This window comes from Halomonas elongata, from assembly GCF_029081005.1.
GTDB lineage: Bacteria > Pseudomonadota > Gammaproteobacteria > Pseudomonadales > Halomonadaceae > Halomonas > Halomonas elongata_B.
In genome coordinates, this window is record NZ_JAJQTQ010000007.1 from 114437 (window position 1) to 140901 (window position 26465).

The following is a 26465-nucleotide window of genomic DNA, read 5'->3' on the forward strand; positions in this document are numbered from 1 at the left end:
ATGGTTCAGTCGAGTATAAAGTCCCTAGCCACACTGTATCGTTTGGATGACGTCTTCCTCATTGACGCTAACGTCCAGACGATCAGCGCGGTATTCCAGGGTGTAGGCCATGCCGGGACGCTTCACCCTGAGGGCGCCTGCTCCGCTTTCCTGCTCCAGGGTGTCGCTGAGCGCCTCCGTGTAGGACCGTCCTACATAGCGCTGGACCTGTTCAGCCCCGCAGAGATCATCCGACTGACTCATGGTAGGCGGCTCGGGAGCCTTGCCCCGATCGGGAGAGGCCGCGGTGGACGATTGACCGGCACAGCCTGTCAGGATCAGACCTGCCGACACGAGGATCAGGATTCGATACAGCATGCAGAGGCTCCTTCCGTGTGTCCCCGGTCCATCTGACCCGGGGCTATCCAAGAAATGTCTCGCGATCAATTTAACATTCTTCGATGCCCTCACCACCCGGGAAACTCACCATGGCCATATGCCCACCGTTCCAGGAGGCCACTGTGGCACGACATCCAACGCGCTGGTTGATTCCGCTGCTTTCGATGCTGGCTCTGCCGGCCTGGGCCGGTGTGGAGGTGTTCACGACGGCCGGGCAACCCGTCATCAACGTGCCCTCTGAGGCTGCTGTCGTCGAGCTCGATGCCCCGGCACGGTTGGATACCCAATTCTCGGCTGACTTGTCGGGGGACCGTCAGCAAGCGCAGCAGGAGGCCATGCGCCGGCTGCAGGCGCCCGACTGGCAAGCCAAGCGCGAGGCCCTGGAGCGGGCGGCCATGGGCACAGCCCGCGCCTGGATGATCGGGATCGAGAAAGTGCCGGGTCAGCAGCGACTGGTACAACGTCAAGCAATATTGGCTGCCACGGTCACTATGCACGACCACTCCCTTGGGCATCTTACGACGCCACAGGGCCATCTTCAGGGCATCGCCGACCAAGTCGGCGGTATCCACTCACTCATCGCCCAGCCGACCACCTTGCGTGAGTACACCTCGCCAGTTGCTAGGTACGTAATGTCGCCGACCCACGTCTGGTTCGGAGCTGTCGCGGTGAAGTCCTGCTCCAGCAGGTTCGGTGCTACTGGCAGCTTGTGCTGAGAGTTCGTCGTAGCCTTGAACGTGCGGGCTGCCTTGGCACGTAGGCCTTGCCGCTGGAGGCTGGCGGCAACGGTCTTGCGGTCTACTGCAGGCCATCGTCACGTAAGTCCAGAGCCAATCTAGGAGCGCCTGAGCGCCCCTTCCGATGGTGATAAACCTTAGCCACACGCAGGTCGAGAACCGCCTGCTGGCGGCGCCTGGATAACGGCACACCACCGCGCTGTCGCCAGGCGTAGTAGCCGCTGCGGGCGACGCCGAGAAACGCGCACATCCGATGAATGCTGAAGGCCTGACGATGCTGCTCAATGAGGGCGTACTTCACTTCAGTCTCTTCGCGAAGTACACCGCGGCTTTTTTTGCGATCTCAAGCTCTTCCGACTTCTCAGCTAGCTGTCGCTTGAGCCTGGCGTTCTCTTCAGCCAAGGCTTGCTCGCGAGCCGAGGCACTCTGCTGCAGCTGAGCCTTGGCTCGCCATTGGTAGAGCTGGCTGGGCTCAAGCCCCAGCTCACGAGCGGCGGCACTGGCACCATCATGATCAGCGAGTGCTAGGGCCTCATCCTTGTAGGCCTGGGAGTAACGGGTACGGGTCTTCTTCATCGACATTGCTTGCCTTGCCATGGGTCACCTCGTTCAGTGTACTGCCTTGACGGGGTGTCCACTTCTGCTGGGCAAGATCAGACGAATCCTCCTCCTGAGTAGAAGAGGGATGGTCACCCACCCTTTTCTGCCGCCCACCGGGCGGGCTCATCGGGCAGGCATGATGATCACCGCCGCAAGGATCGCAAGGCCGTGTTTGACGATGCCGCCTGGTGTTACTCTGGGTGCATAGGCCCGAACGAGCCTTGCGACACAATTCAGGCGGCTATGGCGACAACGCCAGGCAGCCCTTGCCCGAGGATCAAACGAAAGAAGAAGCCATGTGGGCGATGAGTTTCAAGATCATGCACAGGCCGGAGAAGCGGCGATATGGCAGACGCAGACATCATGATGGCGGATGAGCCGGTGGACAAGGCTAAGCATCTGCAAGTGGGCGAAGAAGAGTTTTTTGTACTTGACCGTCAGGGCCGGCACATCAACTGCCGAGTCAAGGAACGGCTCCCGCACGGGGAATACACAGTAGAGTTCCTCAGTGAGAGCGTCGAAGGCGGCGAGAAGAGCCTTGACTATATCGGGAAGGAGCAAAACATCAGATGGGACCAGATCAGGTTCTGACACATGCAGTCCAGCTCATGATGCAGTGATCAGATCACGACACAGCCCGCCGCAGCGCGGGCTTTTCTATGACCGCCCGCCGAGGCGGCTTTCTTGTTTCTGGAGAGTACGCAATGGAAGATGACGTGATTCTAAACGTTGGCGAAGCGGTCAAACTGCTTGACGTTGATCGCACGACGCTATGGCGCATGCATGCCAAGTATCAAATGATAGTACCGCCGGCGCGGTTCAGTGTCGGCAAGACCGGGTATCTGAGGAGTTACCTGGAGCAGTGGAAGAAGGATCGTATGGACGAGGTGACCAAGGATGTTGGATAGACAGCACCCTTATCGGCGCCCTACCCTTCGACCAGTCCCGCCTATCCCATTGGAGGCTTCACTTTGACGCTACGGACACCACAACGGACACCAAGCTGGACCCGGGAAAACACAAGATGCTGATTGTATTGGCTCCCCGAGCAGGACTCGAACCTGCGACCCAGTGATTAACAGTCACTTGCTCTACCAACTGAGCTATCGGGGAATGACGATGTGCATGCCCGAGGGCGGGCAATAGGTAGGAAAGGTGGCTCCCCGAGCAGGACTCGAACCTGCGACCCAATGATTAACAGTCATTTGCTCTACCAACTGAGCTATCGGGGAATGACCTTCAACGCGTCCCGTTGGTTGACGCGGCGTTCGAGCCTTGATGAAACAAGGTGTTGGCTCCCCGAGCAGGACTCGAACCTGCGACCCAATGATTAACAGTCATTTGCTCTACCAACTGAGCTATCGGGGAACGACCTCGAACACGGGGCGTAGTATACGGATAGGCTCGACAACGTCAAGTATCATCTAATGGTTCCGTCGATGCCCCCAACGCAAGACGCCCGTCCGGCATGACCGAACGGGCGTCTTATCGATGTCCCTTGGTGGCTACGCCCTGATTCGAACAGGGGACCCCATCATTATGAGTGATGTGCTCTAACCAGCTGAGCTACGTAGCCTTTCCGTTGCCCATCGAGCAACGGGGAGGGATTATGCATGCGGGCCGCCTGCATGGCAAGCCCGCACGAGCATCACTCCTCGATGGACAGGGCCTGCTTGACCGCCGGCAGGGCCGGCTCGCCATCCTTGGTGGTCACGCCGTCGAGCCAGCCATCGAGCACCTGGGGGTTCGCCTGGATGTAGGCCTTCGCCGCCTCGCGAGGATCGGCGCCTTCATCCATGATGGTGCCCATCAGCTGATTTTCCATCTCCAGCGTGAAGCTCAGGTTGTTCAGCAGGTTGCCGACATTGGGACATGCCTCGGTATAGTCGGTCCGGGTGTTGGTATACACCGTGGCACCGCCCAGGTTCGGACCGAAGTAGTCGTCGGCACCTTCGAGGTAGGCCATGTCGAAGTTGGTGTTCATCGGGTGCGGCTCCCAGCCCAGGAACACCATCCACTTCTCGTCCGGGACCCGAGCCTTCAACTCGGCCAGCATCCCGGCCTCGCTGGAGTCGATCAACTGCCAGTCACCCAGGCCGAAGGCATCGTCGTCGATCATCTGCTGGATCAGCTCGTTGCCGTCATTGCCGGCCTCGATGCCATGCAACTGCTGCGAGAAACGCTCGGCATGCTCGTCCAGGTCGGCCACCGAGGTGACGCCGGCGTCGTAGACGTACTGGGGCACCGCCAGGGTGTACTTGGCGCCTTCCAGGTTGGCGCCCAGGCGCTCAACTTCGCCACGCTCCACGTAGGGATCGCTGATCGAGGCCATGGACGGCATCCAGTTGCCGAGGAAGACATCGAAATCACCATTCTTCATGCCCGAATATGCGATGGGCACCGAGACGGTATCGATACGGGTTTCATACCCCATGGCTTCCAGGACCTCGGTGGTCAGCGCGGTGGTAGCGGTGATATCCGTCCAGCCGACCTCGGCGAAACGTACCGGCTGACAGCTGTCTTCGGCGGCCATCAGCGGCGAGGAGGACAGGGCGATCGCGGCGGTTGCCAGCCCCATGGTCATCTTGTTCATTGACTTTTCTCCCTTGCATTGGAAAGTGAATAGTCGGCGCAGGCGTTCTCTATGACAAGCGCCCGTCGCTCCCGGGCGGGATGAGAAACCGCCCGCCGCCATTTTTATTGATTGAACATTCAATAAAAAAATGGCAAACTGGCCCTATCTTAACCATGCTAGACCGCATGGTTGCAAGGTGAACCCGTGAGAGGAGTCAGCAAGGTGCCCAAGGTCGGAATGGAACCCATCCGTCGCCAACAGCTGATCAAGGCTACCATGGCCGCCATCGACGACGTCGGCCTGGCCGATGCCACGGTGATGCGTATCGCTCGCCATGCCGGCGTTTCCGCCGGGATCATCAGCCATTACTTCGGCGGCAAGGACGGCCTGATGGAGGCGACGATGCGCCAGATCCTCAACGATCTGGGCGAAGCCGTATCGGCTCGACGCAAGGCATTGTCGACGACCTCGCCCAGGGCACACCTGGAAGCGATCATCGACGGCAACTTCGATCGCAGTCAGGTCACCGGCCCGGTGGCCAAGACCTGGCTGGCGTTCTGGGCCAGCAGCATGCATCAACCACAGTTGCAGCGCCTGCAGAACGTCAACGACCGTCGCCTGTACGCCAACCTCTGCCACCAGTTTCGCCTCTTGATGCCACGCGAACAGGCTCGTGACGCCGCCCGTGCCCTGGCCGCGATGATCGACGGCCTCTGGCTGCGCGGCGCCCTGACGCCCGAAGGCCTGGATTCCGACCGCGCGCGTCGCCTGGCCCGAGACTACCTCGACCAGTTGCTGCGCACCCAAGACGCACGGACCCCGCGTCCTACACACGAACCCCAACCCGAGTCCTGATGGGAGCCACCATGACACAGCTCGATACTCAGTCCCTCTACATCGACGGCCGCCGTGTGGACGCCACTTCCGGCGAAACCTTCCCGGTCGTGAACCCCTTCGACGGCAGCCGCCTGGCCGACATCCAGCAGGCCAGCGAGGCCGACGTCGACACCGCCGTCGACGCCGCCCGGCGAGGTCAGCGCATCTGGGCCGCCATGAGCGGCGTGGAACGTGGCCGTATCCTGAATCGCGCCGTGGCGCTGTTGAGGGAGCGGAACAACGAGATCGCCGAACTGGAAACCCGCAACACCGGCAAGCCGATCAGCGAGACCGCCGAGGTCGACATCGTCACCGGCACCGAGGTACTCGAGTACTATGCCGGCCTGGCCGGTGCCATCGAAGGCAGTCAGATCCCGCTGCGCGATTCTTCCTTCGTCTACACCCGTCGCGAGCCGCTGGGGGTGATCGGCGCCATCGGTGCCTGGAACTATCCCATCCAGATTGCCTGCTGGAAATCCGCCCCGGCCCTGGCCGCCGGCAACGCCGTGGTCTTCAAGCCCAGCGAGGTCACCCCGCTGACGGCCATGGTGCTCGCCGAGATCTTCACCGAGGCCGGCATGCCCGACGGCGTCTTCAACGTGATCCATGGTGACGGTCGAGTCGGTCAACTGATGACCGGCCACGCCGGTATCGACAAGGTGTCCTTCACCGGCGAGGTCGGCACCGGCAAGAAGGTGATGTCCGCTTCCGCCGCTTCCACGCTCAAGGACGTGACCATGGAGCTGGGTGGCAAGTCGCCACTGATCGTCTTCGACGATGCCGGCCTGGACCGTGCCGCCGACGCTGCCATGATGGCCAACTTCTATTCCAGCGGGCAGATCTGCACCAACGGCACCCGAGTCTTCGTCGACCGCCGGGTCAAGGACGCCTTCGAGGCGAAGATCGCCGAGCGGGTGGCCCGCATCAAGGCCGGCGACCCGCTGGATCCGGCGGTCAACTTCGGTCCGCTGGTCAGTTTCGAGCATCAGGAGAAGGTGCTCTCCTACATCGCGCTGGGCAAGCAGGAAGGCGCCCGCGTGCTGGCCGGCGGCGATGCCTGGGATCAGGACGCATACAGCGCCGGTGCCTGGGCCGCCCCCACGGTATTCACCGACTGTGACGACAGCATGCGCATCGTCCGCGAGGAGATCTTCGGTCCGGTGATGTCGATCCTGGCCTTCGACGACGAAGAGGAAGTGATTCGCCGCGCCAACGACACCTTTTACGGCCTGGCCGCCGGTGTCTTCACCGAGGGCCTCAACCGTGCCCATCGGGTGATTCATCGCCTGGAGGCGGGTATCTGCTGGATCAATACCTGGGGCGACTCCCCCGCCGAGATGCCGGTGGGCGGCTACAAGCAGTCCGGCGTGGGCCGCGAGAACGGCCTGGAAACCTTGGCCCACTACACCCAGACCAAGTCGGTGCAGGTCGAGATGGGGCCCTTCGAGTCCGTGTTCTGATACCTCGTTCGAGCCCGGCGAAACGATGAGCTTTTCCGGCGACAAGCTTGCGCGAGGGCGCTGTGAACCCATCCCTGGGCGCTACATCCGCCCTGCGGCGCTCCCGCTTCCTGCTTCGCTTGCAGGACCTGGGCTGGCCTACCATGGCCAGCCCGTTCGGCGGCATGCGCCTCACCCATGGCGGATGACCCTCGCTCCACCTTGTCCCCGGCGCTCATCTCCGCCCAGCACCGGGGAGGGCATTCATATTGCCCTTCCACCATTACCAAGGAGTACGGAGATCGCGCTCCATGCCCCCTGAGGCAGGCGGCGTTCTCGCCACTTGCCTTCAAGGCACCTTCGATTCTTCCAGGGAGGCTCCATGTCCCAGATTCGTGAATTCGATTACGTCATCATCGGCGCCGGCTCCGCCGGCAATGTCCTGGCCACTCGCCTGACCGAGGACCCGGACGTCAAGGTCCTGCTGCTCGAGGCCGGCGGTCCCGACTACCGCTTCGACTTCCGCACTCAGATGCCGGCGGCGCTGGCCTTCCCGCTGCAGGGCAAGCGGTACAACTGGGCCTTCGAGACCGACCCAGAACCGTACATGGACGGCCGCCGCATGGAGTGCGGGCGTGGCAAGGGCCTCGGCGGCTCCTCGTTGATCAACGGCATGTGCTACATCCGCGGCAACGCCCTGGACTACGACAACTGGGCCAAGCGCGATGGCCTCGAGGACTGGACCTACGCCGACTGCCTGCCCTACTTCCGCAAGGCCGAGACCCGCGATATCGGTCCCGACGACTACCACGGCGGCGACGGCCCGGTCAGCGTGACCACGCCGAAGGAAGGCAACAACCCGCTCTATCACACCTTCATCGAGGCGGGACAGCAGGCCGGCTATCCGGCCACGGACGACGTCAACGGCTACCAGCAGGAAGGCTTCGGCCCCATGGACCGTTTCGTCACGCCGAACGGCCGTCGCGCCTCCACGGCACGCGGCTATCTCGACCAGGCCAGGTCGCGTCCGAACCTGATCATCGAGACCCACGCCACCACCGACGTCATCACCTTCGAGGGCAAGCGTGCCACCGGAGTGCGTTACGCCCGCAAGGGACAACCGCAAGAGGTTCGTGCCCGTCGCGAAGTCCTGCTGTGCGCCGGCGCCATTGCTTCACCGCAGATTCTGCAACGCTCCGGCGTGGGGCCGCAGGACGTGCTCGAGGAATTCGGCATCGAGCCGGTTCAGGTCAACGAGAACGTCGGTGCCCACCTCCAGGACCACCTGGAAATGTACATCCAGTACGAATGCACCCAGCCGATCTCGCTGTACCCGGCACTGAAATGGTGGAACCAGCCGAAGATCGGCGCCGAATGGCTCTTCATGGGCAGCGGCGTGGGAGCCAGCAACCAGTTCGAGGCGGCCGGCTTCATCCGTAGCCGCGACGAGGAGGAGTGGCCCAACCTGCAGTACCACTTCCTGCCCATTGCCATCAGCTACAACGGCAAGAGCGCGGTCCAGGCCCATGGTTTCCAGGCCCACGTCGGCTCCATGCGCTCCGAGAGCGAAGGACGGGTGCGCCTGACATCCCGCGACCCCGCGGCAGCGCCCAGCATCCTGTTCAACTACATGTCCACCGACAAGGACTGGCAGGAATTCCGCGACGCCATTCGCCTGACCCGCGAGATCATCGCGCAGCCGGCCTTCGATGCCTATCGTGGTCGCGAGATCTCCCCGGGGCCGGACGTGACGTCCGATGCCGAGCTCGACGCCTTCGTCCGCGAGCACGCCGAGACCGCCTACCATCCCTGCGGCAGTTGCCGCATGGGCGAAGGCGATGACGCCGTGGTCGACGGCGCCGGCCGTGTCCACGGCCTGGAGGGCCTGCGGGTAGTCGATGCGTCGCTGTTCCCGGTGATCCCCACCGGCAACCTCAACGCCCCGACGATCATGCTGGCCGAGAAGATGGCCGACAAGATCCGGGGCCGCGATCCGCTGCCGAAGAGTGATGCCCCCTACTATGTCGCCAACGGTGCCCCCGCCCAGCAGGAGCCCATGCGCCGGCTCGACTGAGTTCCGCACGCCCCTGCCGCACGACGACGCCCCGCCTGCCGACGCAGCGCGGGGCGTTTCATTGTAGCGTCGATGCACGCCGGCGTGGCGTACCGAAAAGCCACGGGCAACATGCCGGGCATTTCGACCGATCAGCCCCAGGCGATAACACCGTAGGGCTATCGCAGTTGGGTCTGGCGAGGGGCGCCGGAGACAGGCCGAGCGACAACTCTCAACTGCGATAGCCCTGGATAACACCGGGAGTAGCTGGCCGCTTGCAGGGAACTGGGCTATTCTGCAAGAATTCAAACAGATGTTCGAATTCTTGCCAATGACAACGACCCGGAGACCCCCATGCTGACCCTGATCCTGCTCGTGCTGGCCGTGATCGGCCTGCTCATCGTGATGCGCCGCGAGGCCGGCGCCCTGCCCTCGCTGGCGGTCACCGGCATCACCGGCCTGGTCGGCGTGTTCGCCGGCGCAGCGGTGATCGGTGTCCTGCTGCTGATCGTCACCGCCGGCATCGCCGCCTGCGGCTTGCCGGGCGTACGTGGCACCTGGCTGACGCCCCGGCTGTTCACGATGTTCAAGAAGGTCGCCCCTAGGGTATCGGCCACCGAGCGCACCGCACTTGAGGCCGGCAGCGTGGCCTGGGACGGCGAGCTGTTCTCCGGCCGTCCGGACTGGCAACGCCTTCTGGCCTTCCGCGACGACGGCCTGTCCGACGAGGAGCGCGCCTTCGTCGATCACCAGTGCGGCGTCGCCGCCGGCATGTGCAATGCCTGGGATATCGCCCGCGAGCGGGCCGACCTGCCCCAGGAACTCTGGGACTACCTCAAGCGCGAGCGCTTCTTCGGCATGATCATCCCCAAGGAGTACGGGGGCCTGGGCTTTTCCGCCAAGGCACAGTCGACGATCCTGCAAAAGCTGTCGATCAGCGAGACCCTGATGGTCACCGTAGGGGTACCCAACTCCCTCGGCCCGGGCGAGCTGCTGCTCAAGTACGGCACCCAGGAACAGAAGGATCATTACCTGCCGCGCCTGGCCGATGGCCGCGAGATTCCCTGCTTCGGCCTGACCGGCCCGCGCGCCGGCAGCGACGCCACCTCGCTCCCCGACGTCGGCGTGGTGGTCAAGCGTGAGATCGACGGCGAGGAGGTGCTGGGACTCGAGCTGACCTTCGAGAAGCGCTGGATCACCCTGGCTCCCATCGCCAGCGTGGTCGGCCTGGCCTTCCGCCTGTTCGATCCCGATCACCTGCTCGGCGACGACGAGGATCGCGGCATCACCCTGGCGCTGGTTCCCCGCGACACCGAAGGCCTGCAGATCGGCCGCCGCCACCACCCCATCGGCAGCCCCTTCCTCAATGGCCCGATCAAGGGTGACAAGGTCTTCGTGCCGCTCTCGACCATCATCGGCGGCGAGGAAATGATCGGCCAGGGCTGGCGCATGCTGGTCGAGTGCCTGTCCGTCGGTCGCTGCATCACCCTGCCCTCCGGCGCCACCGGCACGGCCCGCTACGCCATCGGCTGGAGCGGCGGCTTCGCCCGCATTCGCCGCCAGTTCAACGTGCCGGTCGCCGAGATGGAAGGCGTCCAGGAACCCCTGGCCCGCATGACGGCCCTGGCCTACATCGCCCAGGCCGCCGTCTATCAGACCGCCAATACCATCGACCATGGCGAGAAGCCGGCGGTGCCATCGGCGATCCTCAAGAGCCAGTTGACCGAGTTCCAGCGCGACATCCTCGCCGACGCCATGGATATCCATGGCGGCAAGGCAGTGACGCTGGGGCCGCGCAACTATCTCGGCATCGGCTACAGCGCCAACCCGGTGGCCATCACCGTCGAGGGCGCCAACATCATGACCCGCAACCTGATGATCTTCGGTCAGGGCGCGATCCGTTGCCATCCCTACGTCCTCGAGGAACTGGCCGCCAAGGACGCCGACGATCCCAGGGCCTTCGACCGCGCCTTCTTCGGCCATGCCGGCCTGATCTTCGGCAACGCCGCCCGCGCCCTGACCCAGGGGCTCGGCATCGGCAAGCCCGGGGTTCCCTTCGACGACGTCGCCGCCCCCTACGCCAAGGACATCGCACGCCTGTCCTCCGGCTTCGGCCTGGCCGCCGACGCCGCCATGGCCAGCCTCGGCTCGAAGCTCAAGCAACGCGAAATGCTCTCCGCCCGGCTCGGCGACGTGCTCTCCAACCTCTACCTGACCAGCATGCTGCTCAAGCAATGGCATGAGGGCGACCGTGTCGAGGGCGAGGATGCCCTGCTGCACTACGCCGCGAGCCTGCTGCTGGGCCGCGCCGAGCAAGCCTTCGTCGAACTGTTCGAGAATCTGCCCAATCGCGCCCTCGGCCGCACGCTGCGCCTGATCATCATGCCGCTCGGTCGACGCTGGTCACGCCCCCGGGATGACCTGTCGCGGGCCATTGCCCAGTCCGTCTCCCGGGACAGTGCCCTGCGTCACAAGCTCACCGCCAATACCTGGGACGCCGACGATGGCCCCCAGGACAATCCCCTGGCCCGTTACAACGCCCTGCTGGCCACCCAGGAGCGCGCCGAGGCCCTGTATCGCACGGTCGGCAAGGCACATGCCAAGGGCGAGATCCCGGCCGAGGCGCTGCATCCCGAGCAGCAGGTGGAGGCCGCTCTCGCCGCCGGGCTGATCGGCGAGGAAGACGCCACCTTCATGCGCCAGCGCGAAGCCGAGGTACTGGACATGTTGACCGTCGACGACTTCGAGTACGACGCCTTCGTCACCGACAAGTCCAAGGTACTGCGACACCACCCCGCCTGATCCCCGCTCTTCTCACCGTCACTCGATGCCCCGGCCACGCGCCGGGGCATCGTCGTTAGCGCACGCGGGAAGCGTCTCGACGCCACGAATGAAAATTTAATTGCAAAACTGGAAACATAACCCTATTTTAAAGAAAAAATAATTTCAAAACCACGCACCTCACTCCACAGCCAACAACACCGATGGAGACGCAACATGAACATTCTGACCCGTTATCTCGCCCCTGCCCTGGCGGTCTTCACCCTGAGCGGAACGCTCCAGGCCCAGGAGGAGCCACTGCTGGTCGCCGTCGATACCGCCTTCGTCCCCTTCGAGTTCGAGCAGGAAGGTGAATACGTCGGTTTCGACATCGACATGTGGAAGGCCATCGCCGAGCGGATCGACATGGAATACGAGCTCCAGCCCATGGATTTCGGCGGCATCATCCCGGCCCTGCAGACCGGCAACGTCGACCTGGCGCTCGCCGCCATCTCGATCACCGCCGAGCGCGAGCAGGTAATCGACTACTCCCATCCCTACTACGACAGCGGCGTCACCCTGATGGTCAAGCAGGACGACGATTCGGTCGACGGCGTCGCCGACCTGGAAGGCAAGCGCATCGGCGTGAAGCAGGGCACCGCCGCGGCCGACTACATCGATGATCTGTCGACGGGAGAGGTCATCAAGTTCCCCAACATCGGCGATGCCTATCTGGCGCTGCGCACCGGCCGCGTCGATGTGGCCGCCCACGATACGCCGAATGTCCTCTACTACATCCAGACCGCCGGCGATGGCGACGTCAAGGCAGTCGGCGATCGCATGGACGCCCAGTCCTACGGCATCGGCTTTCCCCAGGGCAGCGAGCTGCGCGATTCGGTCAACGTCGCCCTGCTCGAGCTGATCGAGGACGGCACCTACGACGAGATCTACGCCAAGTGGTTCGGCGAGGACTGAGCCCGATCCGACGCCATGCCGGGGCGAGGCCCCGGCTCATCGCACAACGGAGGCTATCTCCATGGAGTTCGACGTTTCCGCCATGTTCAACGCGCTGCCGGAGCTGGCCAAGGGCGCCCGGCTGACGCTGTTGATCACTTTCTCCGGCCTGCTCGGCGGCCTGGTGATCGGCGCCGTCGCCGGCACGGCCCGCGCCTACGGCAACCGCCTGGTCAATGCCATTGCCATGCTCTACATCGAGGTGATTCGCGGCACCCCGATCGTCGTCCAGGTCATGTTCATCTACTTCGCCATGCCGGTGCTGTTGGACATGCGCATCGACGCCCTGTCCTCGGCAATCGTCGCCATCATGATCAACGCCGGGGCCTATATCGCCGAAATCGTTCGCGGGGCGCTGCTCTCGATCGGTCGTGGCCACATCGAAGCCGGCAAGGCACTGGGCATCACCCGGGTTCAGCTGTTCAAGGACATCATCGGGCCGCTGGCCTTTCGCCGCCTGGTCCCCCCGCTGGGCAACCAGGTGATCATCAGCCTCAAGGACACCTCGCTGTTCATCGTCATCGGCGTGGCCGAGCTCACCCGTCAGGGCCAGGAGGTCATGGCCAGCAGCTTCCGTGCCGTGGAAATATGGACCACCGTGGCCCTGATCTATCTGGCCATGACCCTCTCCCTGACGCTGCTTCTCAGATTGCTGGAAAGAAGGATGAAGATCCTATGAGCATGGTGGAATTCGACCAGGTCACCAAGGCCTTCGGCGCCAATGTCGTGCTGGAAGACCTGAACGTCAGCATCGACAAGGGCGAGATCGTCGTCATCGTCGGTCCTTCCGGCTCCGGAAAATCGACCATGTTGCGATGCATAAACGCCCTGGAACGCATCACCACCGGCGCGCTCTGGGTCGATGGCAAGAACGTCGCCGACCCGACGACCCGGATCCGCGAGGTCCGTCAGGAAGCCGGCATGGTGTTCCAGCAGTTCAACCTCTTTCCCCACATGACCGCCCTGGAAAATATCGCCTACGGTGTGCGTCGGGTGCGCCGCAAATCGAAGGCCGACGCCGAGGAAGTGGCGCGCGGGCTACTGGAGAAGGTCGGCCTCGCCGATCGTGGGCACCACTACCCGGACGAACTCTCCGGTGGCCAGGCGCAACGCGTGGCCATCGCCCGGGCACTGGCCATCAATCCCGACCTGATGCTGTTCGACGAGCCGACCTCGGCGCTGGACCCCGAACTGCGCCATGAGGTGCTCAAGGTCATGCGCGATGTCGCCGAGGCCGGCATGACCATGATCGTGGTCACCCATGAGATGTCCTTCGCCCGTGATGTGGGCACCCGGCTGCTGTTCATGGACAACGGACGGATCGCGCTGGACGGCGATCCTCGAGAGCTGATGCGTGAACCACCCATCCCTCGCTTTGCCGAGTTCCTCGCCCACATCCAATAGCAGGATTCACGCATGAAGCATCTCGACATTGCGGGCAGTCACTACACCATCGGCCGCGCCATGGGCGAGCTGGGCCGCGAGGCCTTCGCCACGCAGATCCTGCCCAGCCATGACTTCCAGCGCCTCACGCCGGCACTGCACGACGGCTGGCTTGCGGACATCGCCGAACGGCTGCGCCGCGAGTTTCCGGCATACGTCGAGGAGTTGCATGGCCTCGCCGATGGCCTGAACCAGCCCTTCGCACGCGTACTGCTGTGGAACTGTCGGGGCGACCTGTCCCCCACCGGCCCCGAGGGTTGCACCTCGGTGGCCGTGGCCGGCGACGACGAGGCCTGGCTGGCCCACAACGAGGACGGCAAACCGGCACTGCGCCGCGATTGCTTCCTGCTCGAAGCACGGCCGGACGATGCCCCCGCCTTCACGGCCTTCTGCTATCCGGGCTCCCTGGCCGGTCACACCCTCGGGGTCAACGACGCCGGTTTCGCCTATACCGTCAACAACCTGAGACTGACCGAGCCCCGACGCGGCATTCCGCGCATGGTCACCGCCCGCGACCTGCTCGCCTGTCCGGACACCGAAAGCGCCCTGCGGTTGCTGGGTCAGACCCGACGTTGCGGCGGTTTCCATTTCATGATGGTCGACACTCGGCAATGCCGACCGCTGAGCGTCGAAGCCCCCTGGCAGGGCGTCTCGGCCATTTCGGCGATGCCCTGCGAGGTGCACGCCAACCACCTGGTGCATGAACGCTTCCGCAATCTGCCGCAGCGCATCACCGACTCCTCCGCGGCTCGCCAGCGGCGCCTGGAAGAATGGAACGAGGCACGTCGTGGGCCCACCACGGCCGATGAACTGTTGTCACTGCTCGCCGACCGTCGGCATCCGACATTGCCCATTCACCGACTCGCGCCCGACGATCCCGATGACGAGAACACCCTGGCCAGCGTCCTGTTCCGGGTCACCTCCCGCGGCATCTGGTGTCAGTTGAGGTCGGGGCCGGATCAACCGGTATACTGGGAACGCTGGTTGCCCACGACTCCCTGACATCGACGAGCCGCCCCATGCCCCAGACATCCGACCTCGCCTTGCCTCCCGACTCCCTGGAAGCACTCCGCACCCTCGTCGATGCCGCCCGACGCCAGGCCGCCCCCATGCGGCTTGGCGCCCGACGGCTGGCTCTGCTCGAGGGACTTCTGGCCGCCCCCGAGGATGTCACCCTGCACAGCATCGGCAGCCTGGCCGACGAGCATGGCGTCAGTGCCTCGACGTTGACCCGTCTCGCCCATCAGCTCGGCTTCGAGGGGTTTCGCGACTTCCAGCGCCTGTTTCAGGAAGAGATGTTGCGTAGCCGGCATTTCTACAGCGAGCAGGTGCGTCGACTGGCGGGCAGCGACGACGATGACACCACGAGTTCACGCCTGATGACCCAGGAGCTCGACAACCTCTCGCGCACCGCGGAACACCTGGATATCGAGGCGCTGCATGGCGCCGGCCGGGAACTGCTCGAGGCCAGTCGCATCTACGTGCTCGGCCTGCGTGGCTGCTTCGGCCTGGCACATTACCTCGGCTACTACCTGGGGTTTCTCGACAAGCCCGTCACCACGCTGGGCGGTGCGGGCTTCACCATCGCCGAGGATCTCGGCCGCATCGGCCCGGACGACGTGCTGATCGCCATCGCCGTGAAACCCGAGACCCGCATGACGGTACTCGCAAGCGAGCTGGCGGCGAATCGGGGCGCCCGCGTCATCGCCCTCGCCAACCGCGGCGACTCGCCCCTGCTGCCTTTCGCCTCGCGACACTTTCACGCCTGTTGCGAAGGCGACAACTTCTTCAATCCCCTGGCGGCGCTGTTCGCCGTCGCCGAGGCACTCCTGGCGGAAGTGACCGCCGAACTCGGCGAGGCGCTGCTGCCCTCGCTGCGTGCCAACGAAGCAGCCTTCCAGGCACTCGACATCGAGTAGCCGTCACGGCTTCAGAGAGGCCAGACCAACAACACCATCGGCACGGTCACGATCATCACCACCAGCGACAGCGGCAGCCCCAGCCACCAGTAATCGCCGAAACGATAGCCGCCGGGTCCCATCACCAGGGTATTGGATTGGTGCCCGATAGGCGTCAGGAAGGCACAGGAGGCGCTGACCGCCACCACCATCAGGAAGGGATCCAGGGAGGCATCGAAGCCCTTGGCCAGGCTCGCCGCGATGGGCGCCATCAACAAGGCGGCAGCGGCGTTGTTGACCACGTTGGACAGCAGGGTACTCAGCAGGAAGAGCCCCGCCAGGGTCACCACCACCGGCCAGTCACTGCCCAGCGCCAGCATCGCCTCGGCGATCAAGGCGGCTCCACCACTAGTCTCCAGCGCCTGCCCCACCGGAATCATCGCGCCCAGCAAGACGATCACCGGCCCGTCGATGGCCTGATACCCCTCGCGCAGCGGCAGCACTCCCGCCAGCAACGAGATCAGCGCTGCCCCGGCCAGCGCCACGGATGAAGGCAACAGATCCAGCACCATGGCCAGGATGGCGACGGCGAAGATCATCACCGACACCAGTAGCAGGCGTGGCTGGCCGATTGTCAGGTCACGCTTGGCTAACGGCAGGCAGCCCAGGGTCGCCAGGCTCTCGGCGAGCTCGCTTTCGCCGCCCTGCAGCAACAGCACGTCACCGGATCGAAAGCGAATATCCCGCAGCCGTTGATTGAGCCGGCCGCCATCCCGGGCCACCGCCACCAGGTGCAAGCCATACTGATTGTGCAGGCGCAACTGGGCCACGGTGCGATTGATCATCATGGCATCGTTGCGCACCACCGCCTCCACCAGCTGCAACCCCTCGGTGTCGACCGCCCCGACCTCCTCGCTTTCTTCGCCTGACGCGGGCTCGTCACTGGGTTCGGGACCGACCTCCAGGCCGGCCTTGTCCTCGAGCAGTTTCATCTCCTCGGGACCGGCCTCCACCAGCAGAATGTCCCCCTCTCGCAGCACGCCATGAAAGGCATGCCCGGCATGACGCTGCTCGCCACGGACGACCGCCAGCACCGGAATGGTTTCGTCGACGGCCTGGCGCAGTTCGTGCAGGGTCCAGCCGTCCGCCCTGGCCTTTTCCGGGACGCGTAGTTCCACCAGGTAATGGGCGGTGTCGAACATCGCCTCGGTGGAAGCGCTGCCGGCACGCTTGGGCACCAGGCGCCAGCCCAGCAGCACGATAAAGGCAAGCCCCGCCAGGGCAACGACCGCGCCCACGGGAAAGAACGAGAACATGCCGAAGCTCTCGGCGCCCAGGGAGCCGCGATAACTGGAAATGATGATGTTGGGTGGCGTGCCGATCAGGGTGGTCAAGCCGCCCAGCAGTGAGCCGAAGGCCAACGGCATCAACAGCAGCGATGGCGGGGTGCCATGCTCGCGGGCCATGCGGATCGCCACCGGCAACATCAACGCCAGGGCACCGACATTGTTCATCACCCCGGAAAGCACCAGCACCGTGCCGACCAGCACCAGCAGTTGCAGCAACAGGCGATCGCCGACCTTGAGCGCCTGTTCGGCGATCAGATCGACCAGGCCGGAGCGCTCGAATCCACGACTGAGAACCAGCACCGCCGCCACCGTGATCACCGCCGGGTGACCGAAGCCGAGAAACGCCTCCTCCGCGGGTATCAGTCCCATCAATACCGCCGTCAACAACGCGGCCAGGGCGACCAGGTCATAACGAAACCGCCCCCAGACGAAGGCGGTCAGGGTCAGGCCCAGAAGCGTGAATACCAGGGTGCTGTCGGCCATGCGGTTCGGTCATCCATGACAATGGCGATGCCACCAGCATAGCCGCATCGGAACCGCCGGGAACACTCTGCCTGTCCGAATCCGCTGTCCGGCGCCGTCTCGGGGCTTCACGCGGCCTTCCCCGGAGCCTTCACGAGACCGGCGGCTCGGGAAACGGCAGCGGACCGCTACCGCGACGCACCTCGAAGACGTTGAGCGTCATGGCCACCAGGGCGTAGTAGCCGAACACGCCCACCAGTTCGACCACCGCCGGCTCGCCGAAGGCCGCCACGGCCTCGTCGTAGAGCGTGTCATCGACGCGCCGGGTGCGATAGAGCGATTGGCCAAGACGCACCACCAGCGCCTCGTCGTCATGTTCGAAGACCGGCTCGTGCCCTTCGCGCAGGGCATCGATCACCGCCTCCTGAACGCCGGCCTCGCGGGCGATAGGTTCGTGGATCTGCCACTCCGCCTGGGACTGCCACCAGGCAGCGGTGAACAGGATCGCCAGCTCGGTCAGTCTCAGTTCCAGGCGGGTGTCATAGCGGCAGAAGGCACCCAGGCGCTGGGCGTGATCGGCCAGTGCCGGGCTGTGAACCCAGGCCAGGAAGGGGCCATCCAGGTTGCCGCGCGGGCCGCTGAGGATGGCATCCAGCACGCGGCGCTGTTCCGCGTCCATCCGCTCCTCGTCCAGCGTAGAGAGTCGGGACTCGATGGTCATGGTCGGTCTCCTTCAGTGCTTCCCAAGGACGGTCTTCAGTGTCGCATCAAGCTTGTCGACGATCTCGTCCAGGTGGGCTTCCTCGAGAATGAACGGCGGCGCCAGCAGGATATGATCGCCCGACTGGCCATCGATGGTGCCGCCCATCGGATAGCACATCAGTCCCTCGTCCATGGCGGTGCGCTTGATGGCGGCATGCAACTTGCGCGACGGGTCGAACGGCGTCTTGTCGTCGCGATCGGCCACCAGCTCGAGGCCGCGGAACAGCCCTCGCCCACGAATATCGCCGACATGGGGGTGGTCACCGAAACGTTTCTCGAGACGCTGCTGCAGCCCCTCGCCCAGCCGCCGCACGCGGGGCAGCAGGTCACGGGATTCGATGGCGCGCTGCACCGCCAGCGCGGCGGCACAGGCGGTGGCGTGGCCGATATAGGTATGGCCGTGCTGGAAGAAGCCCGAGCCTTCGGCGATGGTCGCGCGGATCCGCTCGCTGACCAGGGTCGCGCCGATCGGCTGGTAGCCGGCCCCCAGGCCCTTGGCGACGGTGACCAGGTCCGGCGTCACGCCCTCCTGTTCGGCGGCGAACAGACTGCCGGTACGCCCCATGCCGCACATTACCTCATCGAAAATCAGCAGGATGCCGTGTCTATCGCAGATCTCGCGCACCCGCTTGAAGTAGCCCGGCACCGGCGGCACCGCACCGAGCGTTGCCCCGACCACCGGCTCGGCCACGAAGGCCATGACCGTCTCGGGCCCCAGGCGCTGAATCTCGGCCTCCAGCTCAGCGGCCAGGCGCTCGCCATAGGCTTCCGGCGTCTCGTCCGGGGCCTGGCCGCGATAGGCGTAGCAGGGGCTGACGTGACTCACCTCCACCAGCATCGGCTCGAACTGGCGCCGCCGCCAGGCATTGCCACCGGTGGCCAGCGCACCCAGGGTATTGCCGTGATAACTCTGGCGACGTGCGATCAGGTGCTTGCGCTGAGGTTCGCCCCGCTCGAGAAAATACTGGCGCGCCATTTTCAGCGCCGCCTCAATCGCCTCGGATCCGCCCGACACGAAATAGACCGATGAAAGCCCGGATGGAGCCCGCTCGATCAGGAAATCGGCCAGTGCCTCCATCGGCTCGGTGGTGAAGAAGGAGGTGTGCGCATAGGCAAGCCGACCAACCTGCTCGCGAATGGCCTCGATCACCTCGCCGTCGCTGTGGCCCAGGCACGACACGGCGGCGCCGCCACAGGCGTCCAGGTAACGACGCCCCTCGGCGTCGATCAGATAGGGGCCCTCACCGCCCACGGCGGTGGGGTAATGCTGTTCGAGATGACGATGAAAGACGTGACTCATGCTGCCCTCCCGGGCCATTTAAGCAACGATATTTACTATTCTGTTAAAAAGGAAATATTTTTGCAAATTAAAGCCACGCTTCACTGACGCCACCTTCCCCGGACGCTACAATGCCCGTCCGAACGCCAATCGCTTCAGCAACATTCCCGGAATCCCCCCATGACGTCACCCGCTTCTCGCCGCCCCGAAACGCTCGGAGACCTCGAGCACCTGCTCGCCGATATCGAGGGTGGCGAGGGCTCAGTTCGCTTGGGCAAGCGCTCGCGCCATGTCCTGACCGCACTGGTCAGCGCCCCCCAGCAGGCGGCGGTATCCTCGATCAGCGACCTGGCCGAACGCCTGGGCGTCAGCCCCTCCACGCTATCCCGCCTGGCGCAGCGCCTGGGGTTCGATGGGTTCGCCGGCCTGCAGGATGTCTTCCGCCGCAATGTCACCGAAGGCAAGAGCTTCTACAGCGACCAGGTCTCCCGCCTGCTGGACGGTGAGGGCGACGACGATGGTCATGCCCGACTGTCTCGTCTGGGTCGCCAGGAAAGCGCCAATATCGGCGACATGGTGGCGGGAGTCGATGGAGAGGCTTTCGTGCGGGCCGCCGAGTTGCTGGTCGAGGCGCGTCGCGTGAGAGTACACGGCATGCGTCAATTCGCCTCGCTGGCGTCATTCATGGCCTACGGTCTGGGCATGCTGCGCCCGGACGTGTCACCGCTCGATGCCGCACGGCACGGCGTCGCGGACGCCCTGGCCCAGCTCGAGGAGGGCGACGTCCTGGTGGTGGCGAGCTGCTTTCCCTATACCCCCAGCGTGCTGGCCACCGCTGAGGTAGCGGCTCGCCAGGGCATTCACGTCATCGCCCTGACGGACTCCAGGGGATCCCCTCTCGCCAGGGTGGCCCGCTACAGCTTTCCGGTACCCAACCACAGCCTGTTCTTCAGCAACAGCATGTGCGCCTTCATGCTGCTGGTGGAAGGACTCTTGAGCGAGGCGGCGAGCCGGCTCGGCGATACCGGGCTCGCCGCGTTGAAGCGGCGCGAACGCTTGATCGGCGAACTCGACGCCTCGCTGTGACACCGCCCGTTACAGGGCGGCTCGAAGCAGGGCATCAAGGCAACAGGATAGTGGAGCCGGTGGTCAGGCGCCCGGCCAGCGCCTCCTGGGCCTTGCCCGCCTCGGCGAGCGGGAAGCGCTGGGCGATATCGATCTTCACCTCGCCGCTCTCCAGCATGGCAAACAGGTCGATGCACATGCTTTCAAGGCGCTCGCGCGTGTCGGCATAGCCATTGAGGCTCGGCCGCGTCACGTAGAGTGCCCCCTTCTGATTGAGAATGCCGATATTGACGCCCTCGACCGGCCCCGAGGCGTTACCGAAGCTGACCATCAGGCCACGCTTCTTCAGGCAGTCCAGCGACGTCTCCCAGGTATCCTTGCCGACCGAGTCGTAGACCACGTCGCACATCGCCCCGCCGGTCAGCTCGCGCACCCGCTCGACGACATCCTCGCGGGTATAGTCGATGGTCGCCCAGGCACCATTGCCCTTGGCCAGTGCCGCCTTCTCGGGAGAGCTGACCGTGCCGATCAGCTTCACGCCGAGCGACCGGGCCCACTGACAGGCGATGGAGCCCACGCCGCCGGCGGCGGCATGAAAGAGGATCGTCTCGCCGCCCTGGAGCGGGTAGGTCTGGCGCAGCAGGTACTGCACGGTCAGCCCCTTGAGCATCGATGCCGCCGCCGTCTCGCAGTCGACCCCGTCGGGCAACGCCACGACCTTGTCGGCCGGCACGACATGCTGCTCGGCGTAGGCGCCGAGGGGGCCCTGGGCGTAGGCCACCCGATCCCCCTCCGCGAGATGCTCGACGCCGTCTCCCACGGCCTCGACGATGCCGGCCCCTTCGGTACCCAGGCCGGAAGGCAACGAAGGCGCGGGATAGAGACCGGTTCTAAAATAGATATCGATGAAGTTCAGGCCGACGGCCTGATGACGGATCCGCACTTCACCGGCTTGCGGTTCGACAGGAGAGGCATCGACGAACTCGAGCACCTCCGGGCCGCCGGTACGGGAAAACTCGATACGCTTGGCCATGGGACGTATTCCTTATGCCGCTAACGAACTGGAGACCCAGTCAAGCGCCCTGCTGGCACCGGGTCAAGTCGGCCTTCGTCGGTCCGACATTCGAAGTCGCTTGACAGATTCAACTGGCTACAAAACAATGGATATTGTGTATACAGAAATACAACTTTATTGACGACACACCAAACAGGAGCGTCATCATGAAAATCACCTGGATGTTGACCGCCGTCAGCCTCGCGGCCGCCCTGACCAGTGCACCGACCCTGGCCGCCGACGACGAGGCCTGCAACCTGACGGTCGAGAGCAACGATCAGATGCAGTTCGACACCGATTCAATGAGCGTACCCGCCAGCTGCGAGACGGTCACGCTGACCCTTGAGCACACCGGCTCGATGGAGGCCAACGTGATGGGACACAACTGGGTGCTCTCCTCCACCGAGGATGCCCAGGCCCTGTCCCAGGCTGGCATGAAGGCCGGACTGGAGAACGATTACCTGCCGGCCGATGACGACCGCGTCCTTGCCAGCACCGACATCATCGGCGGTGGTGAAAGCACCAGCATCGAGTTCTCCACCGAGGGCCTGGCGGGCCGCGACCTGACCTTCTTCTGCTCCTTCCCCGGTCACTTTGCCTCCATGCAAGGAACCTTCACGGTGACCGAAGAGTAATGACTCGCCTCGACGCCCGGGAAAGCCGGGCGTCGAGGCCGGACTTTCCGCCCTTCACAGGGAAAGAGGAAACGACTCCAGCCCACGGATAAAGCGACGCTTGTAGTCCTCGAAGGCATCACGGTCACGCTTGAAGGATTGCGCCACCGCATTTTCATCCACGGTCAGTGTACGCGGCAGGTCATCGAGACCCGAGGCGGGATGCTTGGGGCCGAGCCCGATACGTACGCCACTCTTGCCATCGAACCAGCGCTTGATACCGGCAGCCTCGAAACGCTGCTGTTGCGCCTCGTTCACGGCATCCACGCGCAAGGGCGCCCGCAAGGCCAGCTCGGCAACCAGACGCCCGGCCGGGTCAGTCGCGTCACCCTCGGCCAGCGAGGCCAGTTGCATGACATTCATGCCTTCCCCCGCTTCGTCCAACGCCAGGAGCGCCAGCGCTACCGGTTGCGACGTATCATCGACCAGCGCCAGCACACGAGCCGCCTCCTGCTTGACCAGCACCCCCAACACGCCGGCGAAGGTCGCCAGCGGCGCGATACCGGCCTGGTGACCATAGACCTCGGCACACAGCCGTGCCAGGCACGCCTCGCGCTGGGCCTCGTTCTTGACATGCACCACTCTCATCGATTCTTCCTCGTCCGTCACACGCCTCGATATGAGCCGCGCAGCCTATCATATTCACCCACCACGCTCCCCCGCCTCTCGCCTCTCGCCTCTCGCCTCTCGCCTCTCGCCTCTCGCCTCTCGCCTCTCGCCTCTCGCCTCTCGCATCTCGCATCTCGCATCTCGCATCTCGCATCTCGCATCTCGCATCTCGCATCTCGCATCTCGCATCTCGCATCCGCAGCATGGCGACCCTCGATGTCGTGATCTAGCTTTCATGGAGCTGTCATCGTCGTGACCTAATGTGCCAAGACCCGACAAGACAAGGAGACACCGATGTCGCGTATTCACGCTGGAGCACTGACCCTGGGGATGGCCGCCGCCGGCCTGTCGCTTTCCGCCCAGGGCGCCACCGAGATCGCCTGGTGGCACGCCATGGGCGGCGAACTGGGCAACAAGGTCGACGAGATCGCCGCCAACTTCAACGACACTCAGGACGACTACGTCGTCAAGCCATCGTTCCGCGGCAACTACTCCGAGACCATGACCGGCGCCATCGCCGCCTTCCGTGCCGATGAGGCTCCGGCCATCGTGCAGATCTACGAGGTCGGCACCGCCACCATGATGAATGCCGAAGGCGCCATCGTGCCGGCGCACGAGCTGATGGCCGAGTCAGGCCTCGACTTCGACCCGGACGCCTTCCTGTCCGCCGTGACCGGCTACTACACCACCGCCGACGGCCAGATGCTGTCCATGCCCTTCAACTCCTCGACGCCGGTGGTCTACGTCAATCGCGATATCCTCGCCGAAGCCGGCGTGGATGAGGTACCGGCCACCTGGGAAGGCCTCGGCGACGTCCTCGGCCAGGTCGTCGACTCCGGCGCCGCCGAATGCGGCATGACCACGACCTGGCCCTCCTGGATCCAGCTCGAGAACTTTTCCGCTCGGCATGACCTGCCCTTCGCCACCGAGGAAAACGGCTTCGGCGGCCTGGACGCACGACTGACGCTTAACGAGACCGACGTCGTCGACCACATTCAGCGTCTGACCGACTGGCAGCAGGATGGCCGTTTCGACTATGGCGGCCGCTTCGACGAAGCCGCACCGGCCTTCTATACCGGCCGTTGCGCCATGCTGATGGCCTCTTCCGCGTCCCTCGCCGGGGTTCGCGCCAACGCCGAAGGCTTCGAGTTCTCCGTGGCACCGCTGCCCTACTCGAGCGACGTCATCGACACGCCGCAGAACAGCATCATCGGCGGCGCCTCGCTGTGGGTCCTGGCAGGGCAGAGCGATGAGGTCTACCAGGGTGTGGCCGAATTCTTCGACTATCTCTCCTCCGCCGAGGTGCAGGCCGACTGGCACCAGTTCTCCGGCTACCTGCCGATCACCGAGGCCGCCTACGAGCTCGGTCAGCAGCAGGGCTTCTACGAAGAGAATCCCGGCAGCGCCGTGTCCATCGAGCAGATGACCGGCGTCACGCCCACGGCCAATTCCAAGGGATTGCGCCTGGGCAACATGCCGCAGATCCGTGATGTGATCGAGGAGCAGCTGGAGAAGATCTTCAACGGCGACATCGGCGTCCAGGAAGGCATGGACGAAGCCGTGCGTCGCAGCAACGAGCTGCTGGAACGCTTCCAGCAAGCCAACGGCTGAACCGGCACGCCTCCGCCGGAACGTCTCCGGACGTTCCGGCCCTTCCCTGATAGCCAAGACGGATGACCATGGCGACTTTTCAACGTCACCGCCTCACCCCCTGGCTGCTGCTGGCTCCGCAACTGGCCATCGTTGCGGTCTTTTTCTTCTGGCCGGCCGCCCAGGCAGTACTCCAGGCCTTCCATGTCGAGGACCCCTTCGGCCTCGGCCGAACCTTCGTCGCCTTCGAGAACTTCGCCCGCGTGCTCGCCTCGGCGGAGTATTACCGGGCGCTGGGTATCACCGTGACGTTCAGCGTCGGCGTGGCACTGGGCGCCATGGCGCTGGCATTGCTGCTGGCGGTGCTCGCCGACCGAGTGATCAAGGGTGCCCACGCCTACAAGACGCTGCTGATCTGGCCCTATGCCGTGGCACCGGCGGTGGCCGGTGTGCTGTGGATGTTCATGCTCGATCCCGAACTCGGCCTGGTCAGCGCCTGGCTCGGTGCGCTCGGCGTCGACTGGAATCACCAGCTCAACGGCGGCCAGGCCATGGCGCTGGTGGTGATGGCCTCTATCTGGAAGCAGATGAGCTACAACTTCGTGTTCTTCCTGGCCGGACTGCAGGCCATTCCAAGGAGCCTGCTGGAAGCGGCGGCCATCGATGGCGCCGGACCCTGGCGACGCTTCTGGACCATCACCTTTCCCTTGCTGTCGCCGACCAGCTTCTTCCTGCTGGTGATGAACAGCGTCTACGCCTTCTTCGAGACCTTCGGCACCATCGATGCGACCACCGCCGGCGGCCCCGGCGGCGCTACCCGAACCCTGGTCTACAAGGTCTTCGAGGACGGCTTCATCGGCTACGACCTGGGCTCCAGCGCGGCCCAGTCGGTGTTGCTGATGGGGCTGGTGGGACTGCTGACCCTGCTGCAGTTCCGCTATCTCGAACGCAAGGTCCAGTACTGACCCCGGAGAACCATCACGATGCGCTATCGCCGTCCCGGCCTCGACATCGCCAGCCATGCGCTGCTGATCCTGGCCCTGCTCGCCTTCTGCCTGCCGGTGTGGCTGGCCTTCACCGCCGCCACCCACGACCAGGCCTCGCTGTACACCGGCACCGCGCCGTTGTGGTTCGGTGATCAAGGGCTCGACAACTTCCGCGCCGTGCTCAGCGAACCGGTGTCCCGGCTGGGTACCGACGTGACCCGATTGCTGCTCAATTCCACGGTCATGGCGCTGGGCATCGCCTGCGGCAAGATCTTCATCGCCATTCTCGCCGCCTACGCCATCGTCTTCTTCCGCTTTCCGTTGCGCCGGCTCTGCTTCTGGTTGATTTTCATCACCCTGATGCTGCCGGTGGAGGTGCGCATCATGCCCACCTACAAGATCGCGGCCGATCTCAACCTGCTGAATTCCTATGCCGGGCTGATCCTGCCGTTGATCGCCAGCGCCACGGCGACCTTCCTGTTCCGCCAGTTCTACCTCACCGTGCCGCCGGAGCTGCTCGAGGCGGCCCGGGTCGACGGCGCCGGCCCCTGGCGCTTTCTCAAGGACATCCTGCTGCCGCTGTCGACGACCAACATCGCCGCCCTGTTTGTGATCATGTTTCTCTACGGCTGGAACCAGTACCTCTGGCCGCTGCTGATCACCACCGAATCGGATTACATGACGATCATGGTCAGCCTCAAGCGTCTGCTGTCCTCGGCCGACAACCTGGTGCCCTGGCAAGCCGTCATGGCCACCGCCCTGCTGGCGATGCTCCCGCCGGTCGCGGTGATCGTGCTGATGCAGCGTTACTTTGTGAAAGGGCTGGTCGACGCCGAGAAATGACCGCTTCACTGAATGGACT

23 protein-coding genes, 4 tRNA genes and 2 pseudogenes are annotated in these 26465 nt (G+C 64.4%); 17 read left to right on the forward strand and 12 right to left on the reverse strand.

Going from position 1 to position 26465, the window contains the following annotated elements:
• Window positions 1-24: 24 nt before the first annotated feature.
• Entirely contained in the window at window positions 25-357 is a 333-nt protein-coding gene (locus LU493_RS07395; protein ID WP_275287149.1) for an I78 family peptidase inhibitor, read from the reverse strand.
• 185 nt (window positions 358-542) lie between these two features.
• On the opposite strand from LU493_RS07395, the pseudogene LU493_RS07400 reads away from it, so the two are divergent.
• A pseudogene (locus LU493_RS07400) lies at window positions 543-758 on the forward strand (DUF1525 domain-containing protein); the annotation flags it as partial.
• A 48-nt stretch (window positions 759-806) separates the two neighbouring features.
• On the opposite strand, the pseudogene LU493_RS07405 reads toward LU493_RS07400, so the two are convergent.
• Window positions 807-1712 (reverse strand): annotated as a pseudogene (locus LU493_RS07405) (IS3 family transposase); the annotation flags it as partial.
• Between the two features lie 348 nt (window positions 1713-2060).
• Here LU493_RS07405 and LU493_RS07410 point away from each other — a divergent pair.
• On the forward strand, window positions 2061-2306 hold the full coding sequence (locus LU493_RS07410; RefSeq protein WP_275287150.1) for a hypothetical protein: 246 nt from the start codon (window positions 2061-2063) through the stop codon (window positions 2304-2306).
• Between the two features lie 113 nt (window positions 2307-2419).
• A complete protein-coding gene (locus LU493_RS07415) occupies window positions 2420-2623 on the forward strand; it encodes a hypothetical protein (RefSeq protein WP_275287151.1) in 204 nt (67 codons plus the stop codon).
• 129 nt (window positions 2624-2752) lie between these two features.
• Here the strand turns inward: LU493_RS07415 and LU493_RS07420 are convergent.
• The 5 genes from LU493_RS07420 to LU493_RS07440 form a co-directional block, all read right to left on the reverse strand.
• Window positions 2753-2828 (reverse strand) — tRNA-Asn (locus LU493_RS07420).
• A gap of 43 nt (window positions 2829-2871) precedes the next feature.
• A tRNA-Asn gene (locus LU493_RS07425) sits at window positions 2872-2947 on the reverse strand.
• A 60-nt stretch (window positions 2948-3007) separates the two neighbouring features.
• Window positions 3008-3083, reverse strand: a tRNA-Asn gene (locus LU493_RS07430).
• A gap of 131 nt (window positions 3084-3214) precedes the next feature.
• A tRNA-Met gene (locus LU493_RS07435) sits at window positions 3215-3291 on the reverse strand.
• Window positions 3292-3363: 72 nt separating this feature from the next.
• Complete coding sequence (locus tag LU493_RS07440; RefSeq protein WP_275287152.1) at window positions 3364-4308, reverse strand: choline ABC transporter substrate-binding protein; 945 nt, start codon at window positions 4306-4308, stop codon at window positions 3364-3366.
• Window positions 4309-4512: 204 nt separating this feature from the next.
• Between LU493_RS07440 and betI the strand changes: the two genes are divergently transcribed.
• From betI to LU493_RS07485, 9 genes are all read left to right on the forward strand, one after another.
• Window positions 4513-5145 carry a transcriptional regulator BetI gene (betI, locus tag LU493_RS07445; RefSeq protein ID WP_275287153.1) on the forward strand — a complete coding sequence of 211 codons (633 nt, stop codon included), beginning with the start codon at window positions 4513-4515 and terminating at the stop codon, window positions 5143-5145.
• Between the two features lie 11 nt (window positions 5146-5156).
• On the forward strand, window positions 5157-6626 hold the full coding sequence (betB, locus tag LU493_RS07450) for a betaine-aldehyde dehydrogenase (RefSeq protein WP_275287154.1): 1470 nt from the start codon (window positions 5157-5159) through the stop codon (window positions 6624-6626).
• Window positions 6627-6987: 361 nt separating this feature from the next.
• On the forward strand, window positions 6988-8679 hold the full coding sequence (gene betA, locus LU493_RS07455) for a choline dehydrogenase (protein WP_275287155.1): 1692 nt from the start codon (window positions 6988-6990) through the stop codon (window positions 8677-8679).
• A gap of 333 nt (window positions 8680-9012) precedes the next feature.
• Window positions 9013-11460 carry an acyl-CoA dehydrogenase gene (locus tag LU493_RS07460; RefSeq protein WP_275287156.1) on the forward strand — a complete coding sequence of 816 codons (2448 nt, stop codon included), beginning with the start codon at window positions 9013-9015 and terminating at the stop codon, window positions 11458-11460.
• A gap of 195 nt (window positions 11461-11655) precedes the next feature.
• Window positions 11656-12393, forward strand: a complete 738-nt coding sequence (glnH, locus tag LU493_RS07465) for a glutamine ABC transporter substrate-binding protein GlnH (protein ID WP_275287157.1) — start codon at window positions 11656-11658, stop codon at window positions 12391-12393.
• A gap of 61 nt (window positions 12394-12454) precedes the next feature.
• Entirely contained in the window at window positions 12455-13111 is a 657-nt protein-coding gene (glnP, locus tag LU493_RS07470) for a glutamine ABC transporter permease GlnP (protein ID WP_275287158.1), read from the forward strand.
• Window positions 13108-13836: a glutamine ABC transporter ATP-binding protein GlnQ gene (gene glnQ, locus LU493_RS07475; protein WP_275287159.1), complete on the forward strand. Its 729-nt coding sequence runs from the start codon at window positions 13108-13110 to the stop codon at window positions 13834-13836. The genes glnP and glnQ overlap by 4 nt, the downstream gene beginning before the upstream one ends.
• Before the next feature lie 12 nt (window positions 13837-13848).
• Entirely contained in the window at window positions 13849-14877 is a 1029-nt protein-coding gene (locus LU493_RS07480) for a C45 family autoproteolytic acyltransferase/hydolase (RefSeq protein ID WP_275287160.1), read from the forward strand.
• Between the two features lie 17 nt (window positions 14878-14894).
• Window positions 14895-15794 (forward strand): MurR/RpiR family transcriptional regulator, encoded by a 900-nt coding sequence (locus tag LU493_RS07485; RefSeq protein ID WP_275287161.1) that lies wholly within the window; start codon window positions 14895-14897, stop codon window positions 15792-15794.
• A gap of 11 nt (window positions 15795-15805) precedes the next feature.
• On the opposite strand, the gene LU493_RS07490 is transcribed toward LU493_RS07485, so the two are convergent.
• The 3 genes from LU493_RS07490 to LU493_RS07500 form a co-directional block, all read right to left on the reverse strand.
• Window positions 15806-17605, reverse strand: coding sequence for an SLC13 family permease (locus LU493_RS07490; RefSeq protein ID WP_275287162.1), 1800 nt, complete (start codon window positions 17603-17605; stop codon window positions 15806-15808).
• Window positions 17606-17735: 130 nt separating this feature from the next.
• Complete coding sequence (locus tag LU493_RS07495) at window positions 17736-18305, reverse strand: carboxymuconolactone decarboxylase family protein (protein ID WP_275287163.1); 570 nt, start codon at window positions 18303-18305, stop codon at window positions 17736-17738.
• A 12-nt stretch (window positions 18306-18317) separates the two neighbouring features.
• Window positions 18318-19646 (reverse strand): aspartate aminotransferase family protein, encoded by a 1329-nt coding sequence (locus tag LU493_RS07500; RefSeq protein ID WP_275287164.1) that lies wholly within the window; start codon window positions 19644-19646, stop codon window positions 18318-18320.
• A gap of 159 nt (window positions 19647-19805) precedes the next feature.
• On the opposite strand from LU493_RS07500, the gene LU493_RS07505 reads away from it, so the two are divergent.
• Window positions 19806-20711, forward strand: a complete 906-nt coding sequence (locus tag LU493_RS07505) for a MurR/RpiR family transcriptional regulator (RefSeq protein WP_275287165.1) — start codon at window positions 19806-19808, stop codon at window positions 20709-20711.
• Window positions 20712-20745: 34 nt separating this feature from the next.
• Here LU493_RS07505 and LU493_RS07510 read toward each other — a convergent pair whose 3' ends face one another.
• Window positions 20746-21723 carry an NADPH:quinone reductase gene (locus LU493_RS07510; protein ID WP_275287166.1) on the reverse strand — a complete coding sequence of 326 codons (978 nt, stop codon included), beginning with the start codon at window positions 21721-21723 and terminating at the stop codon, window positions 20746-20748.
• Window positions 21724-21911: 188 nt separating this feature from the next.
• Between LU493_RS07510 and azu the strand changes: the two genes are divergently transcribed.
• Window positions 21912-22379: an azurin gene (gene azu / locus LU493_RS07515; protein WP_275287167.1), complete on the forward strand. Its 468-nt coding sequence runs from the start codon at window positions 21912-21914 to the stop codon at window positions 22377-22379.
• A 54-nt stretch (window positions 22380-22433) separates the two neighbouring features.
• Here azu and LU493_RS07520 read toward each other — a convergent pair whose 3' ends face one another.
• Window positions 22434-23006, reverse strand: a complete 573-nt coding sequence (locus LU493_RS07520) for a hypothetical protein (RefSeq protein ID WP_275287168.1) — start codon at window positions 23004-23006, stop codon at window positions 22434-22436.
• Window positions 23007-23321: 315 nt separating this feature from the next.
• Between LU493_RS07520 and ugpB the strand changes: the two genes are divergently transcribed.
• The 3 genes from ugpB (at window position 23322) to ugpE (ending at window position 26446) form a co-directional block, all read left to right on the forward strand.
• Complete coding sequence (gene ugpB / locus LU493_RS07525) at window positions 23322-24638, forward strand: sn-glycerol-3-phosphate ABC transporter substrate-binding protein UgpB (protein WP_275287169.1); 1317 nt, start codon at window positions 23322-23324, stop codon at window positions 24636-24638.
• Window positions 24639-24706: 68 nt separating this feature from the next.
• Window positions 24707-25582: a sn-glycerol-3-phosphate ABC transporter permease UgpA gene (gene ugpA / locus LU493_RS07530; RefSeq protein ID WP_428994544.1), complete on the forward strand. Its 876-nt coding sequence runs from the start codon at window positions 24707-24709 to the stop codon at window positions 25580-25582.
• An 18-nt stretch (window positions 25583-25600) separates the two neighbouring features.
• Window positions 25601-26446, forward strand: coding sequence for a sn-glycerol-3-phosphate ABC transporter permease UgpE (gene ugpE / locus LU493_RS07535; RefSeq protein WP_275287171.1), 846 nt, complete (start codon window positions 25601-25603; stop codon window positions 26444-26446).
• Window positions 26447-26465 lie beyond the last annotated feature (19 nt).

Coding starts and splice junctions, on each gene's coding strand:
- LU493_RS07395 (WP_275287149.1), bottom strand. CDS start 357: ATGCTGTATCGAATCCTGATCCTCGTGTCGGCAGGTCTGATCCTGACA.
- LU493_RS07480 (WP_275287160.1), top strand. CDS start 13,849: ATGAAGCATCTCGACATTGCGGGCAGTCACTACACCATCGGCCGCGCC.
- LU493_RS07440 (WP_275287152.1), bottom strand. CDS start 4,308: ATGAACAAGATGACCATGGGGCTGGCAACCGCCGCGATCGCCCTGTCC.
- glnP (WP_275287158.1), top strand. CDS start 12,455: ATGGAGTTCGACGTTTCCGCCATGTTCAACGCGCTGCCGGAGCTGGCC.
- LU493_RS07520 (WP_275287168.1), bottom strand. CDS start 23,006: ATGAGAGTGGTGCATGTCAAGAACGAGGCCCAGCGCGAGGCGTGCCTG.
- LU493_RS07495 (WP_275287163.1), bottom strand. CDS start 18,305: ATGACCATCGAGTCCCGACTCTCTACGCTGGACGAGGAGCGGATGGAC.
- LU493_RS07500 (WP_275287164.1), bottom strand. CDS start 19,646: ATGAGTCACGTCTTTCATCGTCATCTCGAACAGCATTACCCCACCGCC.
- LU493_RS07410 (WP_275287150.1), top strand. CDS start 2,061: ATGGCAGACGCAGACATCATGATGGCGGATGAGCCGGTGGACAAGGCT.
- glnH (WP_275287157.1), top strand. CDS start 11,656: ATGAACATTCTGACCCGTTATCTCGCCCCTGCCCTGGCGGTCTTCACC.
- ugpA (WP_428994544.1), top strand. CDS start 24,707: ATGGCGACTTTTCAACGTCACCGCCTCACCCCCTGGCTGCTGCTGGCT.
- ugpB (WP_275287169.1), top strand. CDS start 23,322: ATGTCGCGTATTCACGCTGGAGCACTGACCCTGGGGATGGCCGCCGCC.
- azu (WP_275287167.1), top strand. CDS start 21,912: ATGAAAATCACCTGGATGTTGACCGCCGTCAGCCTCGCGGCCGCCCTG.
- LU493_RS07490 (WP_275287162.1), bottom strand. CDS start 17,605: ATGGCCGACAGCACCCTGGTATTCACGCTTCTGGGCCTGACCCTGACC.
- LU493_RS07415 (WP_275287151.1), top strand. CDS start 2,420: ATGGAAGATGACGTGATTCTAAACGTTGGCGAAGCGGTCAAACTGCTT.
- ugpE (WP_275287171.1), top strand. CDS start 25,601: ATGCGCTATCGCCGTCCCGGCCTCGACATCGCCAGCCATGCGCTGCTG.
- betA (WP_275287155.1), top strand. CDS start 6,988: ATGTCCCAGATTCGTGAATTCGATTACGTCATCATCGGCGCCGGCTCC.
- LU493_RS07485 (WP_275287161.1), top strand. CDS start 14,895: ATGCCCCAGACATCCGACCTCGCCTTGCCTCCCGACTCCCTGGAAGCA.
- glnQ (WP_275287159.1), top strand. CDS start 13,108: ATGAGCATGGTGGAATTCGACCAGGTCACCAAGGCCTTCGGCGCCAAT.
- LU493_RS07505 (WP_275287165.1), top strand. CDS start 19,806: ATGACGTCACCCGCTTCTCGCCGCCCCGAAACGCTCGGAGACCTCGAG.
- LU493_RS07510 (WP_275287166.1), bottom strand. CDS start 21,723: ATGGCCAAGCGTATCGAGTTTTCCCGTACCGGCGGCCCGGAGGTGCTC.
- LU493_RS07460 (WP_275287156.1), top strand. CDS start 9,013: ATGCTGACCCTGATCCTGCTCGTGCTGGCCGTGATCGGCCTGCTCATC.
- betB (WP_275287154.1), top strand. CDS start 5,157: ATGACACAGCTCGATACTCAGTCCCTCTACATCGACGGCCGCCGTGTG.